The 14,863-nt window shown below is 61.9% G+C and carries 17 protein-coding genes and 2 pseudogenes; 7 read left to right on the forward strand and 12 right to left on the reverse strand.

Annotated features, from left to right (window positions below; all coding sequences use genetic code 11):
* Window positions 1-46: 46 nt before the first annotated feature.
* Window positions 47-1,126 carry a hypothetical protein gene (locus tag CI807_RS17120; protein ID WP_095015459.1) on the reverse strand — a complete coding sequence of 360 codons (1,080 nt, stop codon included), beginning with the start codon at window positions 1,124-1,126 and terminating at the stop codon, window positions 47-49.
* A gap of 157 nt (window positions 1,127-1,283) precedes the next feature.
* Between CI807_RS17120 and CI807_RS17125 the strand changes: the two genes are divergently transcribed.
* The 4 genes from CI807_RS17125 to CI807_RS17140 are packed head-to-tail and all read left to right on the forward strand — an operon-like array spanning window position 1,284 to window position 3,881.
* Complete coding sequence (locus tag CI807_RS17125; protein ID WP_095015460.1) at window positions 1,284-1,586, forward strand: PepSY domain-containing protein; 303 nt, start codon at window positions 1,284-1,286, stop codon at window positions 1,584-1,586.
* Window positions 1,586-1,897 carry a PepSY domain-containing protein gene (locus CI807_RS17130; RefSeq protein WP_016980044.1) on the forward strand — a complete coding sequence of 104 codons (312 nt, stop codon included), beginning with the start codon at window positions 1,586-1,588 and terminating at the stop codon, window positions 1,895-1,897. The genes CI807_RS17125 and CI807_RS17130 overlap by 1 nt, the downstream gene beginning before the upstream one ends.
* Window positions 1,897-2,565, forward strand: coding sequence for a response regulator transcription factor (locus tag CI807_RS17135; protein WP_016980045.1), 669 nt, complete (start codon window positions 1,897-1,899; stop codon window positions 2,563-2,565). The genes CI807_RS17130 and CI807_RS17135 overlap by 1 nt, the downstream gene beginning before the upstream one ends.
* Window positions 2,562-3,881, forward strand: coding sequence for a sensor histidine kinase (locus CI807_RS17140; RefSeq protein ID WP_095015461.1), 1,320 nt, complete (start codon window positions 2,562-2,564; stop codon window positions 3,879-3,881). The genes CI807_RS17135 and CI807_RS17140 overlap by 4 nt, the downstream gene beginning before the upstream one ends.
* A 25-nt stretch (window positions 3,882-3,906) precedes the next feature.
* Here CI807_RS17140 and CI807_RS32135 read toward each other — a convergent pair whose 3' ends face one another.
* Together CI807_RS32135 and CI807_RS32140 are read right to left on the reverse strand one after the other, a co-directional pair.
* On the reverse strand, window positions 3,907-4,662 hold the full coding sequence (locus CI807_RS32135) for a methyl-accepting chemotaxis protein (RefSeq protein WP_371858008.1): 756 nt from the start codon (window positions 4,660-4,662) through the stop codon (window positions 3,907-3,909).
* Between the two features lie 102 nt (window positions 4,663-4,764).
* Window positions 4,765-6,054: pseudogene (locus CI807_RS32140) on the reverse strand (HAMP domain-containing protein); the annotation flags it as partial.
* 247 nt (window positions 6,055-6,301) lie between these two features.
* Here CI807_RS32140 and CI807_RS17150 point away from each other — a divergent pair.
* Window positions 6,302-7,621, forward strand: a complete 1,320-nt coding sequence (locus CI807_RS17150) for a Na+/H+ antiporter family protein (protein ID WP_177409632.1) — start codon at window positions 6,302-6,304, stop codon at window positions 7,619-7,621.
* A 167-nt stretch (window positions 7,622-7,788) separates the two neighbouring features.
* Here the strand turns inward: CI807_RS17150 and CI807_RS17155 are convergent, their stop codons facing one another.
* The 9 genes from CI807_RS17155 to CI807_RS17195 form a co-directional block, all read right to left on the reverse strand.
* Entirely contained in the window at window positions 7,789-8,208 is a 420-nt protein-coding gene (locus CI807_RS17155) for a hypothetical protein (RefSeq protein WP_095015464.1), read from the reverse strand.
* 130 nt (window positions 8,209-8,338) lie between these two features.
* Window positions 8,339-9,124 carry a glycoside hydrolase family 19 protein gene (locus CI807_RS17160; RefSeq protein WP_095015465.1) on the reverse strand — a complete coding sequence of 262 codons (786 nt, stop codon included), beginning with the start codon at window positions 9,122-9,124 and terminating at the stop codon, window positions 8,339-8,341.
* Window positions 9,125-9,224: 100 nt separating this feature from the next.
* Window positions 9,225-9,620 (reverse strand): hypothetical protein, encoded by a 396-nt coding sequence (locus CI807_RS17165; protein WP_095015466.1) that lies wholly within the window; start codon window positions 9,618-9,620, stop codon window positions 9,225-9,227.
* A 27-nt stretch (window positions 9,621-9,647) separates the two neighbouring features.
* Window positions 9,648-9,887, reverse strand: coding sequence for a hypothetical protein (locus CI807_RS17170; RefSeq protein ID WP_095015467.1), 240 nt, complete (start codon window positions 9,885-9,887; stop codon window positions 9,648-9,650).
* Window positions 9,871-10,173, reverse strand: a complete 303-nt coding sequence (locus CI807_RS17175) for a hypothetical protein (RefSeq protein WP_095015468.1) — start codon at window positions 10,171-10,173, stop codon at window positions 9,871-9,873. The genes CI807_RS17170 and CI807_RS17175 overlap by 17 nt, the downstream gene beginning before the upstream one ends.
* On the reverse strand, window positions 10,173-10,445 hold the full coding sequence (locus CI807_RS17180) for a hypothetical protein (RefSeq protein WP_095015469.1): 273 nt from the start codon (window positions 10,443-10,445) through the stop codon (window positions 10,173-10,175). The genes CI807_RS17175 and CI807_RS17180 overlap by 1 nt, the downstream gene beginning before the upstream one ends.
* A gap of 86 nt (window positions 10,446-10,531) precedes the next feature.
* Window positions 10,532-11,146, reverse strand: coding sequence for a DUF2589 domain-containing protein (locus tag CI807_RS17185; protein WP_095015470.1), 615 nt, complete (start codon window positions 11,144-11,146; stop codon window positions 10,532-10,534).
* Between the two features lie 19 nt (window positions 11,147-11,165).
* Window positions 11,166-11,663 (reverse strand): DUF2589 domain-containing protein, encoded by a 498-nt coding sequence (locus tag CI807_RS17190; protein ID WP_095015471.1) that lies wholly within the window; start codon window positions 11,661-11,663, stop codon window positions 11,166-11,168.
* 187 nt (window positions 11,664-11,850) lie between these two features.
* Window positions 11,851-12,846, reverse strand: a complete 996-nt coding sequence (locus tag CI807_RS17195; RefSeq protein ID WP_256578519.1) for a helix-turn-helix domain-containing protein — start codon at window positions 12,844-12,846, stop codon at window positions 11,851-11,853.
* 300 nt (window positions 12,847-13,146) lie between these two features.
* On the opposite strand from CI807_RS17195, the pseudogene CI807_RS32145 reads away from it, so the two are divergent.
* Both CI807_RS32145 and CI807_RS32150 read left to right on the forward strand, forming a co-directional pair.
* Window positions 13,147-13,968 (forward strand): annotated as a pseudogene (locus CI807_RS32145) (cache domain-containing protein); the annotation flags it as partial.
* 102 nt (window positions 13,969-14,070) lie between these two features.
* A complete protein-coding gene (locus CI807_RS32150; protein WP_371858009.1) occupies window positions 14,071-14,826 on the forward strand; it encodes a methyl-accepting chemotaxis protein in 756 nt (251 codons plus the stop codon).
* The last annotated feature ends 37 nt before the right edge of the window (window positions 14,827-14,863 follow it).

Raw genomic sequence — 14,863 nt, forward strand, 5'->3', positions numbered from 1 at the left:
ATCAAGAGCGGCTCGCTTCGCATCGTGGTTAGCGGTAAGTCAGCGTCTACAGGGCCAGTAGTCTCTCGCCCAATTGGTCGTTATCCGCCAATTCCAAAAACTCATCGCCTAACCGTCGGCTCTCGCTCATCGCGGTCTGCCAGTACTTGTTACGGCTTGGGTCGTCGCCCATGAAACGCTTGAAGTCGCTGCGATCCGGCAGTTTGCCGTGGGGCAGGCGGGCGAGGTAGTCCTTGGACGGCGCCAGCAGCAACACATCCTGCAAACCCTGCGGGTTGCTGCGTCGCCATGGCAGGCCCTTGTCGAACCAGCCGGGGATGACCCGATCGGTGAAGTGCGGGTACAGCACGATATCGTCGCCGTGGTAGGGCAGATCAAGGTGATAGTCCAGCAGGCCGCCGTCGCGGTAGGTGCCGGCGCCTGCACCCGGCAGGTCGCGCACGCCTTGCATCACCATGGGGATCGAGCCCGAGGCCAGCAGGGCCTGGCGCAGGTTGCCCAATTCCAGGGCCAGGAAGCGCGACGGGAAATCCTTCAGGGGATGCACCGGTGGCGCCTGGCGGGGGTCGTGGATGATCAGCCGTTCAAAGTGTCGAGACAGTCGCGCGCGGCCGCGCAGGTTGTCGGCGATCACAGACGACAAGCCCAGCCCGAGCCTTCCACGGTGGTCATCGGCAAGCAGGCCGTGGCTCTTGACCACCATGATGTTGAGGCGATAGTTCGGGTTGTCCAGCACCCGTGCATCGCGACCGGCCAGCAAGTCGTCGAGCATGCGCTGGCAGCTCTGGCTGACCTCGGCCATGGTCACGCCTTTGGCAAAGCGTTGCTCGTTGTACAGGCGCCCGAGGTCCAGCAGGCCTTGCACCGGGTCGGGCAGGCACGCGCTGGCAAACCGCCAGGAGCCGATGGACGCACCGACCAGAGCCCGCTCCCGTGGCGCGCGGGGTAACCAGTCGCCGAACAGCGCCAGGTCCAATCCCTGGATACCCAGTGCCTTGGGGCCGCCGGCTGCGCCGGGCAGGATGCCGACGTCGGCCGGCGTGAGGCCTTGCTCGCGAATGCGGGCAAAGGCGCGTTTGCCGGCCTTGAGCGTCAGCGCGGGAAACTTGATGTGGATGGCTGTCATACCGGTCTCTGTTCGAGCGAGCGGGGCATTATAGAAAATCTCGCGGAATGTGTGAAAAGGCCTTGCAGGGAATTGCCATGGTGGCAATTCAGTTTCAGTTAAGTTGCAGCGCGTACGGTGACCGGCGTAGGAAAACATCCTGTAACGGAGACTTATCATGAAGCGCCTCACCGCGCTGTTAGCTGCCGGTATCATCGCCCTCACGGCGACCCAGGCCCAAGCCGTGGACCCCGACAAGCCACTGAAAGTGCCGGCCACTGTTACTATTGTCGCCTTCGATCAACTGGAAGCCACGGCCCTGGCCCTGCACCCCGGTTCGACACTGCTGGACACCGACCTGGACGAGTCCTACGGCAAGTACGTCTACGAGGTCGAATTGGAGGATGCCCACGGCATCGAATGGGATGTTGAATTGGACGCGCTCACCGGGCGGGTTCTCAAGAATCATCAGGATACGTAATGAAGGTAAATTTACGCGCCGGCAGTCGAGTGGCGCTGGTGCTCATGGCATTCTGCTCCAGCCTGGCGGCCCGCGACCTCAATCAGGATGAGGCCTTGGCGCTGCGTCAACAGGGGGTGATCCTGCCGCTGGAGCAACTGTTGCAGCAGGCCATGGCGCGCTACCCCGGCTCACGCCTGCTGGAGGCTGAGCTGGAAAAGAAACACGGCCAATATGCCTATGAAGTGGAACTGGTGACCACCGAAGGCGTGGTGCGCGAGATCAAGCTGGACGCCAGCACCGGTGTGCTGATCAAAGACGAGGAAGATTGATGCGCCTGCTCTTGGTGGAAGATAACGTCCCCCTGGCCGATGAGCTGCTGGCCGGGCTGCAACGCCAGGGCTATGCCGTCGACTGGCTCGCCGATGGTCGCGACGCCGCTTACCAGGGGCGCAGCGAACCCTATGACCTGATCATCCTCGACCTCGGTTTGCCGGGCCTGCCTGGACTTGAGGTGCTCGCGCAATGGCGCGCTGCTGCGCTGGCCACCCCGGTCCTGGTGCTTACCGCCCGTGACTCCTGGGCCGAGCGCATCGAAGGGCTCAAGGCGGGCGCCGATGATTACCTGAGCAAACCCTTTCACCCCGAGGAACTGCACCTGCGCATTCAGGCGCTGTTGCGCCGCTCCCATGGCCAGGCCAACCAACCCACCTTGCAAGCGGCTGGCCTGCACCTGGACGAAGGCCGTCAGTGCGTGCTGCGCGATGGCGCGGAAATCCAACTGACCGCCGCCGAATTTCGCCTGTTGCGCTACTTCATGCTGCACCCCGAACAGATCCTGTCCAAAAGCCACTTGGCCGAACATTTGTACGACGGCGAGACCGAGCGCGACTCCAATGTGCTGGAAGTCCACGTCAACCACCTGCGCCGCAAATTGGGCCGCAGCGTGATCGAAACCCGGCGCGGCCAGGGTTACCGGTTTGGCGCCAGCCCTGCATGAAGTCCATCCAGCGACGCCTGAGCCTGGGGCTGATCAGTGTGATGGTGATCGTCGGCATGGTGCTGGCACAAACCAGCTTGTGGTTGTTTGAGGCCGGTTTGCAGCGTTACCTGGAAGCCGGCTTGCGCAACGACGCCGAAAACCTGTTGGTGGCGCTGGTGCGCGGACCCAACGGCGTGCAGTTGGATGAGCAACGCCTGTCGCCAGCCTATCAGCGTCCGTTTTCCGGGCACTACTTCCGCATCGACTTTGCCGATACCCACTGGCGCTCGCGCTCGCTGTGGGATCAGGAACTGCCGCGCCTGCCCGAAGCCGGAATCAAGGGCAATCTGCAACTGGGGCCGGAAGGCCAGCAACTGCTGGTGCTGCGTTCGGACTACAAACGCTTTGGCCAACCGATTTCCATCAGCGTGGCCCAGGACTACACGCCCGTGCGGGAAAGCTTCCGCCTGATGCGCCAGATCGGTCTGGTGCTGGGGCTGGCGGCGCTGCTGCTGGTGCTGATCCTGCAACGGGTCACCGTGCGCCGGGCCTTGCGTCCGCTGGAAACCGCGCGCAACCAGATCGCCCAACTGCAACAGGGCCAGCGTTCACAGCTCGACACCCAGGTGCCGCTGGAACTGGAGCCGCTGGTGGCGCAGATCAACCACCTGCTGGCTCACACCGAAGACAGCCTCAAGCGTTCGCGCAATGCTCTGGGCAACCTCGGCCATGCCCTCAAGACTCCGCTGGCGGTACTGTTGAGCGCCGCGTCGAGCGAGGCGCTGAAGGATCGTCCCGAACTGAGCAAGCTGTTGCGCGATCAGTTGGAGCAGGTGCAACAACGCCTCAACCGTGAGCTCAACCGCGCGCGCCTGGCCGGGGAAACCCTGCCGGGTACGCTGTTTGATTGCGAAAAAGAACTGCCCGGCCTGCTTGCCACCCTCAACATGATCCACGGCGAACACCTGGACCTGACCTACCACGCTGCGCCCAGCCTGCAACTGCCCTGGGACCGTGAAGACCTGTTGGAGCTGCTCGGCAATCTCCTGGATAACGCCTGCAAATGGGCGGATGCCGAGGTGCGCTTGAGCGTCACCGAGGCCGAGCACAGCTACTTGTTGGCGGTGGAAGATGATGGCCCCGGCATTCCTGAAACCCAACGTGACCAGGTGTTCAGCCGGGGCACGCGCCTGGATGAACAGATCGATGGTCATGGCCTGGGGTTGGGGATCGTGCGGGACATCGTCGAGGTGTGGGGCGGGGTGTTGCAGTTGCAGGAAAGCGAGTTGGGCGGGCTGAAAGTGTTGATCGAATTGCCGAAGCGTCAGGGGTAAGCCTGTCGCTCCGACAAGGGTCTGATCACACCCTGAACTGATCCATCAAGCCCTGCTGCTGGTTCGCCAGGCTGTTCAACGCCTGGCTCACCCGTGCCGATTCATTCGCCTGTTCCGACAGCGACTCGGTCACATCGCGAATGGTCGCCACATTGCTGTTGATCTCCTCGGCCACGGCGCTTTGTTCTTCGGCGGCGCTGGCGATTTGCAGGTTCATGTCGCTGATCACCGTCACCGCGTCGCCAATCTGGCGCAAGGCCGTCACGGCTTGCCCAACCTGCTCGACACTGCCCTGGGCCTGGCGATAGCTGTTGCCCATGGCGCCGACCACCTCTTCGGTGCCGCTTTGCAGGTGCTCGATGACCACGCGGGTTTCTTCCACCGATTCCTGGGTGCGCTGCGCCAGGTTGCGCACTTCGTCGGCCACCACCGCAAAGCCACGGCCGGCCTCACCGGCGCGGGCGGCTTCGATGGCGGCGTTGAGGGCGAGCAGGTTGGTCTGCTCGGCAATGCCGCGAATCACTTCGAGCACCGAACCGATTTTTTCGCTGTTGGCGGCCAGGCCTTCGACCTGGGTCATGGCCGTGCTCATGTCCGCCGCCAACTCCCCAATATTGCGTGTGGTGTGGTCGATCACCTTCAAGCCCTCACGGGTGGCCTGGTCGGCGTCGCGTGCGGCTTGTGCCGCCTGGGCAGCGCTGCGCGCCACGTCCTGGGCCGTGGCACTCATCTCATGGGACGCGGTGGCCACCTGGTCGACCTGGCGGTATTGCTGTTCCATGCCGGCGCTGGTTTCAGTGGCAATCGCAGCGGATTGATCTGCAGTGCCACGGGCGTCCTGCACCGAGCGCTTTACCTCGGCAATGATCGGTTGCAGCTTGTCGAGAAAGCGATTGAACCAGCCGGCCAACTGGCCCAGCTCATCCTGTTTGTCGTAGGCCAGGCGGCGGGTGAGGTCGCCTTCACCGCTGGCGATGTCTTCCAGCATGCGGGCCACGCCGAGGATCGGGCGGGTCACGCTGCGTGCCATCAACCACACCAGGATCAAGCCGACCACAGCAGCCAGCAGGCCCAGGCCCAGCTCCAGCAAGGTGCCACGGGTGTTATCGGCATCCATCTGTGCTTTCAGCGCTTCAGCCGGGCCGACCAGGACTTTCTCCGGCACATCGAGCAACACGCCCCAGGACTTGCCGTCCGGGATTGGCGCGAACGGTGCCAGTACTTTCAGTTGGTGGTCAGTCCGCAGGCTACGGATTTGTGTGCTGCTGGCCAGGGCGCCGATCAATTGCGCACCGTTGGCGGTATCGACCTGGTCCAAGCGTTGGCTGAGTTTACTCGCGTCCGGGCTGTAGCCGGCGAGCAACCCGGTGGGGCTGAGGATGCTGACCTGGGTCTGGCCGTCGTACAGCTTGTGGCTGGCCTGTTGGCTCACGGCCTGCAGGCTGTTGAGGTTGATGTCCACCGACAGCGAGGCGATGACTTTGCCGTTGACCACCAACGGGAAGACGATGCTGGTCATCAGCACGTTTTGCCCGTTGATTCTGTAGAAATACGGTTCAATCACGCACGGCTTGAGCGTGGTGCGTGGGCAGGTGAACCAGGCGTTGGCCTTTTCACCGCTGGGGCCGACGCTGGTGTCGGACATGTCGCTTTCCGGCAGTGCCATCGACTCAAGCTTGCCGGGTGTCGGCTGCGACCAGTACAGGGCGAAGCGGCCTTTGTCGTTACTGCCCAGTTCGGCCTGGCCGGCGAACAGCTCATCCTTGCCGTCCAGGGCGTTGGCTTCGAACACCAGGGACAGGCCGAGCAAATCCGGGTTGGCCTGCAGGGCGGCCTTGACCTGGCGAGTCAGGTCTTCGCGGGTGTCGAAGGCATCGAGAAAGCGCTTCTCGGCCTGCTCACGCAAAAACAGCACCTGGCGGGAAAAACCATGGCCGTACTGATAGGCGTCCATGAATTGGCGACGAATGCCCAATGCCTGCACTTCGCCTTGGGCCTCGATGCGCGCCTGGGCGGCCTCATCCAGCATCTGCATGCTGGATGCCTTGACCTGCTGCGAACTCTGCTCCATGCGATACAACGACAGACCCACCAGCAGGGTCACGATTCCCAGCAGGCAGAGGCCAGCGAGCAGGGTGATTTTCCATTGAATGGAGAGCTGTCTGAGGGACATCGAGGAGCATCCTTAAACCTGAAAACACAGAGAGTCAGGTTATCGGCCGTTTTTTTTGAATCTTTATCATTTAAACGTTCAATTTAAACCTGAAAGCGGCGCCGTTTTTTGACATGCGGCGCCGCCTGCTGCAAAGTGCGCGCCCTCTAATAAGACCTCCTTCAAGCCTGCACGCTGGCTGCCACCCTATGGCCGCCTGGGCGCGGGCATGCCTGTTTTTTAAGTTTTTCTGCTTGAGGTAACCATGATTAACGCAGTCATTGCCGCGGTCGGCACCATGCTGGTGCTCAGTTTGTCCCGCGTGCATGTGGTCATCGCCATCATTGTCGGCGCCCTGGTGGGTGGCTTGACCGGTGGCCTGGGCATCGACGCCACGCTCAAGGCCTTCAACGGCGGTTTGGGCGGTGGTGCGACCGTGGCATTGTCCTACGCTTTGCTTGGCGCTTTCGCCGTGGCGATTGCCAAATCCGGCCTGGCCCACGCCCTGGCCGACAAGGCGCTGCTGCTGGTGGACCGCCAGGAAGCCAACGGCGGTAGCCATGTCAAATGGCTGCTGATCGGCCTGTTGTGGGTGGTGGCGATTGCCTCGCAGAACATCCTGCCGATCCACATCGCGTTCATTCCGTTGCTGGTGCCGCCGCTGCTGTACGTGCTGACCAAGCTGCAACTGGATCGCCGCCTGATCGCCTGCGTGATGACCTTCGGTCTGATCACGCCCTACATGTTCTTGCCGGTGGGCTTCGGCAATATCTTCCTCAACCAGATCCTGCTGGCCAACGTGGCCAAGAGCGGGGTGGACATCAGCCAGGTCAACGTTACCCACGCCATGAGTTTGCCTGCGCTGGGCATGTTGGTGGGCCTGCTGGTGGCGGTGTTTATCAGCTACCGCAAGAAGCGCGTATACGACCTGGAGAAAATCGAGCGCGTCGAGCAAGTGGCGGTGCACTACAACCCGCTGACCCTGCTGGTGGCCGGCCTGGCGATTGCCTCGGCGTTCATCATCCAGCTGTGGCTGGACTCGATGATCATCGGCGCCCTGGCCGGGTTCCTGATTTTCTCGGTGTCGGGCATCGTGCGCTGGCGCGATACCGACGACTTGTTCACCGAAGGCATGAAGATGATGGCCATGATCGGCTTCATCATGATCGCCTCCTCGGGTTTCGCCGAAGTGCTCAAGGCCACGGGTGATGTGCGCTCGCTGGTGGAAACCTCGGCGGCGTTCATCGGGCATAACCGTGGCGTCGGCGCCTTGTTGATGTTGCTGGTGGGCCTGCTGGTGACCATGGGCATCGGCTCTTCGTTTTCCACGGTGCCGATCCTGGCCGCGATCTTTGTGCCGCTGTGCGTGCAACTGGGCTTCAGCCCGGTGGCCATCGTGTGCATCGTCGGCACGGCCGGTGCCCTGGGCGATGCCGGTTCGCCCGCTTCGGATTCCACCCTCGGCCCGACCTCCGGCCTGAATGTCGACGGTCAGCATCACCATATCTGGGACACGGTGGTGCCGACGTTCCTGCACTACAATCTGCCGCTGCTGGCGTTTGGTTGGTTGGCGGCGATGACCCTTTAACCGTCTCGTCGGGAGCCGGGCAGTCGATCACATCAAGGGCTGTGCACGACCAAAAACTGCCGAGCTTTAGCGAGGCAGCGAGGGCGTCAGTCCAGCCAACATGATGTTGGCTGGGCCATTGCGATCGCTGCCTGGCTAACGCTCGACAGTTCCTGGAGCAGGTCGCCTTACGGCGTGACTTCCCGGTGACGGGTCAGGTCGACGGCCATATCGGTATCACCTTCGCAGCCGAACAGGCGCAGGTTCGGAAGCCCGGCGCGAATCAGCGGGCGCACGTTCTGGGCAAAGGCGTAACCGTTGCAGATGTCGAAGTACAGGCTGCCGCTCCATCCCCCCGGCGGATTGGCCAGCAACGCATCGGCAAATTGGCGAGGGGTGAAGTCGGTGAAGCTGACGCCTTCTTCACCGAAGGCTTGCGGGGCGCCGTGTGCCGTGATGACCAGAACGTCGCCATTGCCCAGACGCCCGAGTGTCTGCGGCAGGGCGGCGCGGCGGCAGCCGCTGTAGCGAAAGTCGGCTCGGAAATTACGCGCGGCAGCGGTCAGTTGGCTGTCATCACGGCACCAGCAAAGCAGGGTTGTGCTCATGGTCTTGCTCCTTGCATGAGGTTGCGAACAGTGAGGTAGGTTGCGTTTACATCGATTCCCCTTTTGAAAGGGGAGGCGCGATTGCGCCTGACTCCCGGGCCTCGCAGCACAGGAAAGCCTTAAAGCAGGGTCAACTCATCAGCAGCCATTTGGCTCGTTCGAGGTAGGCGATACGCTCGGCAAGGCCGTTGAAACCGCCGTTGATTTTCTGCGTGATGGTTTTCACGTTGTCGGCATCGGCCAGGGTATTGAGGCCCCTGGTGAACCAGAACCAGCCTGCAACGTCGACCGCGAGGCCGCGGTCCGTGCTGACCAGTGAAGGGGCATCCCCCTTCTCGAAATCCCGGTGGCAGGCCAGGCCGTACTGGTGATAGTTGGCGCGGCCCGTGAGCTGGATCAGCCCCCGGCCCTTGAACCGCGTTCCGTCGCCTGCTTGCGTATTGCCCAGGTTGGCGCGATTTTCGTAATCGGCGCCCGAAGCCAGTTCTTCGGTGTAGACCAGGCACCCACTTTCATGGGCGATCTGCGCAAGGAAATGAGCGATACGCAGGGGTGTATTAATGTCGTAGCGTGCGAGCACGTCGACAATCGGCTGGTAGAACTCAGCGACGCGCGAGGCGCTGGCGGTGGCCATGATGATGCGCAGCTTTTCTACCGTCAGGCCTGCTGGCAGCCCTTTGCGCAGTGCTGCGATTGTCGGGTCTCCCGGCGCCACCAGCGCTCCCGGTGTTGTAACCCCTGCGCCTTGCTGAAAAACCTTCAAGGCCGCGCGCGAGCCGCTGCCCCACGCACCATCGATGGCGAGTTTGCAGGTCAGGCCGTGTTGGCCACTATTGAGGTTGAGTAGAAACTGAAGGCTGCGGACATCTGCCGGAATATTCTTGCCGCCGTCGCCGACCGTATTGCTGATGCACATGGCTTGCTCCTTGCCGCAGGCACACGTTCCCCGTCAGGCGACGAAAAACCTGCCTTGCTGGATCTGACTGAAAGTGGAGTTCAGGAAGCGGTGGTGGTCGTCATTTGCCGGTAGGGACAAGGTCGACGGTGTAGACCGGAGCCTGGTGGAGACGATCAAACACTTGAATGACAGTGCTGCCGCCTGCACCGGGTCCTCTGTGCAAATAACCGGACGCCAGCGCAACGCAGCGACCCGACCCGGCCCCCTGCAAGGAGTAGATATCGACTTTGTCGCGGGTTTTGGAGAACTGCAGCGCAAAGCCACATTTCCACTGGTCCTCAAAGCGGATCTGTCCGGCAGCACTACCTGGTTGGTGGGTCGTGGCGATGGTCAGGGCGACTGGAATATCGTTGTTGCCGTCGCTGACAGTGCCTGTGAACTTTTCATCGGCATTTGCTGGCAGGATGACTGCCAGCAACATCACGCTGCCGAATATAGAGGCGGTACGTCTCATATTGACTCTCCTTGTTAAGTGATGTGTCTAGAGCAGCAGCGCGAGCACAGGCCCCGCCAGCTTGACAATGGCCATCGCGAGGTCGGGCTTGATCATCCCGAGTGCCGCCAGGGCAAACAGGAGCGCGACGCCCGACCCGCACAGCACCCGTTTGGGCAGCGACATACGCTTGGGCCTTTCCACTTTTGCTTTGATGATGTCTCTCAAGGTCTTTGTCTCCTGTTCCGTCAGGTTCAACAACATCGAACGGTCAGCACGCTTTGCCATCTCCATGCCCCCGGTAATGCCCAAGCAGAGTGCCGTCGAGGCGAACGGTAATGGCCTCGGCGCCATTGCCAGGGACCTCGATACACAGCTCATGAGCGATCGTTTTGCCCCGTGGTGCGCGCCCGATCCGCAGCGCCAGCGCCCCGGATGCAGCCCGCTCCACCGTGGCGGCTACGACGACCTCCATGCCGGCCACGTAAGTTCCCGGCCACAAGCGGCTGGCCGCCACCTGCGCTTGATGCATCTCGCCGCCCAATGCCCGGATGAACTCCTCCAGGCGGGTCATTACGACTGCCCTTCGTCATCAGGCAGCCAATACGGCTTGCGGGAAAAGCCCAGGTGATAGATCAGTGCTTGCAACACCACCTGGTGCTCACCAATGTTGATTAAGGTGAAATTTTTCTCGATGCCGACGATCCGCCCCTTTGGGGTGTCGGTCAGGCAGCGATTGAGCAGCGTGGCTTGCGCCTGCACTACCGCTTCGGGAGTCAGCTTTTCCGGATCGGTACTGCCGACCACGATGCGCTTCACGTATCCCACGTCCGTCAGGTCGAACATCCTGGGTCTCCTTTCCGGAAAAGACTGACGACCAGCGCCGGGTTCATCCCTAATGCCGCTGGCTGTCAAGCTCTAGCGATGCCGGCTTACGCCGCCGCCTGGGTAATCGCCTTGGGTGCGACGGACTGGGCGATCATGTCGAGCACCCTTGCCAGGCCTTCGGGCATGCCGTCGTCAGCGGCGTGCACCTCAACGTGATACTTGGCCGACTGGTCGCTTGATCGCGTGTTCTCCTTGTGAGAAGACACCGAACCCGAGATGTTCACCTTGGCGCTGAACGGTCCCCAGCCAACCTTCGCCTCGGCCGCCAACGCCGCCTGGGAGTCGCTGGATTCGCGGGATTGCTCGGAGTTTTTCACTTCCATGTCGAAGCTGATGTCGACCTTGTTAATGGACAAGTTCGGCACCTTCACCACGGCCAGAAGCGGTACTTCCAACTCCACCGTTTCCATCGGGTTTACCCCAGCCGTGCCCGGGTTGGCTTGTGAAGGTCGATCGAAACGGAACATCACCGTTCGCACGCCGCCGACCGCGTTGGGATCGTCATCAGTGGTGGGCGGCAGAAAACCGATCACTTTGATGAAGTCAGCGGTGGCATTGGCCAGGCGTACCTGGGCATCGCAAGCGGCGGTCAGGGGACCGCCGATCAGGTCACCCATGGGAAGGCCGCGGAATTGGTCACCCATCGAGAAGTTAGGCATAAGTCATCTCCATTTGTACTCAGATCAATTTATCGAGGTTTTGAACCAGCCGAGCCATCCCCTCGGACGAGGGTTGGGTTTCGACTCTGAGGGTGACGCGCGCGAGTGGCCCGCCTTCCCCATTACGGCGAGCGCCGAGATCGACGCTCAAAGGCTTGTGGGATTCAGTCGGCCATGGGGAATCGGCATCGTCTGCGTCGGCCGTTGCGTTTTGCGCAGGGAGTATTGCGCTACCGTCATCGGCATTGAGACCAACCTCGAAGGAGATTTCCATGTCCTTCACGGCAAGCAGTCGCGAGCCTACGAGGGACAGCAGTGGCACGGAAACCACGCGTTCCTCACCTTCCGCAGCCCCAGGAGAAGTGGATGGCAACCGAACCTCGATACTGACCGGCCGGTTGTCTTCATCGAAATACTGACGCACCGTGGACACTTGGAAGCGTTGGATCTTGTCCTGCGCTTCGGCGACGGCGCCAGCGATGCTCTGGATGAGTAGGTGCAGAGATTGGTTCGCCACGCTAGACGCTCCTTGTCATAGTTCAGTGCCATTGCAGGATGCTGTGCCTGGCAACGCCACTTCCTGATGGGGTGGTTGGTGAGTCGAGGTTAGGCCCCGGCGCTGGGTGATGTCTGTGGGCGTGCGTCCCAAAAACTTGGATGCGCGTCCCAAACAGCGGCCGTTCGGTCAAACGGCCGCAGGCGGGTCAGTTGCAGGTCAATTCCCGGACCCAATCCGCCAGCCCGGGCGTATCGCCTGCGGGCGACACCCTGGACGAAAATCCCGGCAGATCACCACGCTGCATGGCGGCTTTGGCTGCCCGTGGCGATAGGCCGAACGCTTTGCGAAAGAGGCGGCTGAAATGCGCTTCATCGGCAAAGCCGTGATCGTAGGCAAGCTCCGATATGCGCCGTGTGGCATTACCTGGGTCGCAGAGCGCGAACAGGCAGCGGCGCAGGCGACGTTGCAGGAGGTAGTGACGCACGCCGCCAAATGGCTCGAACTCTCGATATAGCTGACTGCGCGAAACGCCCAGCTCTTTGGCCAGTGCACCGGGTGTAAGGTTTTCACGCTGCAGGTTCTGTTCGATGTAAAGGCGCACTCTGCGACCCAGATGCGCCGGGGCGGAGCGCGGCGCAGCGGCAGTACGGGCCGCTACCTGGCCCAGGCAGGCGGCGACCATGCCGAGCATGGGCAGGGTGAGCCTGAAGGCCTCGTCCATCGACAGCCTCGGCACTGCGATCGCCAGTGAGGACAACAGTTGCGTCAACAGTGCGCCGGATGCACTCTCCCGGCGCAGCACCAGGCCATGCAGTTGGCCCGTGTCATGCAACAGGGGCGACAGTGCCGTACGCGAGATCAACAGGCTGACTCCCTCGCCCGTGGCCATGGAAAACCCGGCAGGTTGAGAGAGGTCAAGCACCACCACATCCAACGGGCGCACCCGTAAACCATTGCCGCACACCAGGCCCCTGTGCAAAGGAAGATGGAGCAGGTAATGATCCAGGTCGCACCACCCCAGCCGGGCCCTGTCACGCCAGTAACGGGCGCCGTCCAGGCTCCCCATGCAAAACAGAAAACGGTTGAAATGGTAAACCGCAATTGAGGCTGAAAAGTCGCGGGTATCGAGAGCGGTTGCGTCAAACAGTACCTCGATGGTCTGTCGCCAAACGGCAAAGCCTTGCTTGCTGGAAGTACCCACTGTTGCGCTGTGGAAACTTGGAATTGCTGCATCACCCGGTCCTTCGCTGTTGCTATTACCCTTAGCAGAATAAGACTCCATATTACCGACCCATCCATAGTTGAGTCGGTTAATGGCTTAGAGGGGGAATCCGGAATGTGCCACTATTTTGGCATTGCCCATTCACAAATAAATGTTCTGCCAGGCGTTATCGATCTGAGCGGCCGACGCTCACCCACCACAGCACCCGTTGAGCCCTACAGAATTCGGGCCATTGGCCGTTAACCTCTCAAGTCGCCACTAATAAGAGAGAGAAACGCCATGCGTCTGAGCCTCAAGGCCAAAGTCCTGTCCCTCGCCGTAGTGCCGGTGTTGCTGTTTGCCGTGGTCATCAGCCTGACCACCGTGTGGATCCTGCAGGGGCAGGCGCGCAACGAGGTGGACGAAACCCGCCAGCGCCTGCTCAACGACGCCAAGGCCACGCTGCAAAGTTATGTCGAAGTGGCCATGACCACCATCAAGCCGCTCTACGAAGCGGCCGCACCCGGTGACACCGCCGCGCGTGCCCAGGTGGTCAAGCTCCTGTCGAACACCAGTTACGGCAAGGACGGCTACTTCTTCGGCTACGACTCCGAGACCATCCGCCTGTTCAAGGGCAACAGCCCCGACGGCGTGGGCAAGAGCTTCAAGGACAACCGCGACCCCAATGGCGTGTACGTCAATCGCGACCTGGTCAAGGTCGGCAAGGACGGCACCCACTACCTGCAATACAGCTCGACCCAGCCCGGCCAGACCGAACTGGTACCCAAGCTCGGCTACACCGAATACCTGCCGAAATGGGACATGGTCATCGGCACGTCGGTGAACCTGGACGGCATTGAAGCCCAGGTGGCGGTGGTCGAAGCCAAGGTGCAGAAACGCATGGAGGGCGTGCTGCTGAGCATTCTCGGCGTGGCCGTGGTGGTGCTGTTGGTGATCGCGGCCGTGGGCATGCTGCTGGCCAATACCATCCTGCGTCCGCTGCACTTGATGAAAGCCAACCTCGACGACATCGCAGCCGGCGAAGGTGACTTGACCCGCCGCCTGGCCATCACCAGCCAGGACGAACTGGGTGACCTGGCGGGCGCGTTCAACCGGTTTGTCGACAAGATCCACGGCCTGGTGCGCCAGATCACCGAGATGACCAGCCAACTCACCGGCCTGGTCAGCCAGGTCTCCGATCAAGCCCAGCGCTCCGAACAGGCCATGGAACGCCAGCGCCATGAGACCGATCAGGTCGCCACTGCGATCAACCAGATGTCCTCGGCCGCGCACGAAGTGGCGCGCAGTGCCCAGGGCGCCTCGGTCGCGGCCCAGCAGACTGACGCCGAAGGCCAGGCTGCCAAACGCGTGGTGGACGGCAGCATCGCGCAGATCCATGCGTTGGTGAACGATATCCGTAGCAGCGGCGTATCCCTCGACAGTCTGCAGCAGGATGTGGCTTCCATTGTCAGTGTACTCAGCGTGATCCGCTCCATCGCCGAGCAGACCAACCTGCTGGCGCTCAACGCCGCCATCGAAGCGGCGCGGGCAGGGGAGGCCGGACGTGGATTTGCGGTGGTCGCCGACGAAGTGCGCGCCCTGGCCAGTCGCACCCAGACCAGCACCCAGGAAATCCAGGGCATGATCGACCGCCTGCAAAAAGGCACCGAGGCTGCGGTGGAGGCCATGCGCCGTTCCAGCGATGCCGGCGACGGCACCTCGGCCCAGGCCAACGAAGCCGGGGCGTCTTTGGACACCATGGCCCAGTTGATCGGCACCATCAATTCGATGAACGCCCAAATTGCCAGCGCCGCCGAGGAGCAGACCGCCGTGGCCGAAGAGATCAACCGCAGCGTGCATCAGATTGCCGTGGCGGTGGACAGCGTGGCCGATGAGACCCAACTGGGCGCCCAGACGTCCCGCAGCCTGGCGGATCTGGGTCACCGCCTGGGGCAGTTGGTCGGCCAGTTCCGGATCTGATGATTCATAGGTAAAGCGTATGTTTGCCTAACGTTAA

The organism is Pseudomonas sp. NS1(2017) (genome assembly GCF_002269425.1).
Taxonomy (GTDB): Bacteria; Pseudomonadota; Gammaproteobacteria; order Pseudomonadales; family Pseudomonadaceae; genus Aquipseudomonas; species Aquipseudomonas reactans.